The organism is Pseudomonas sp. AC463, from assembly GCF_979253585.1.
In genome coordinates this window covers 1-253 of record NZ_CEEDDZ010000907.1, presented here as the reverse complement: position 1 = coordinate 253, position 253 = coordinate 1, and the positions used below count along the sequence as shown (strand labels likewise).

The following is a 253-nucleotide window of genomic DNA, read 5'->3' as shown; positions in this document are numbered from 1 at the left end:
ACGGAGCCGAAGACGAGCGCCGTAGCGGCGGGCAAAGCGATACGCATGCAGGGACAAACCCCGATGCTGGCGAGCGCGTTCCGCAGCCGCTATGCGCGCGGACATAGAGGAGAGAGCAGCATGCGGACTATCGGCGTGATCGGGGCGGGGCAAATGGGCGCAGGCATCGCGCAAGTGTCTGCCCAGGCAGGATTCAAAGTCCTGCTGGCCGACGTGTCGCAGGCACAGGCGGACAAGGGCAAGGCGGGGATCG

The 253-nt window shown here is 66.4% G+C and carries 1 protein-coding gene; it reads left to right on the top strand.

Annotated features, from left to right (window positions below):
• Positions 1–45: 45 nt before the first annotated feature.
• Positions 46–253 (top strand): 3-hydroxyacyl-CoA dehydrogenase NAD-binding domain-containing protein (locus AC0IYH_RS32855; protein ID WP_471838561.1); only part of this gene is annotated, 208 nt, incomplete at its 3' end.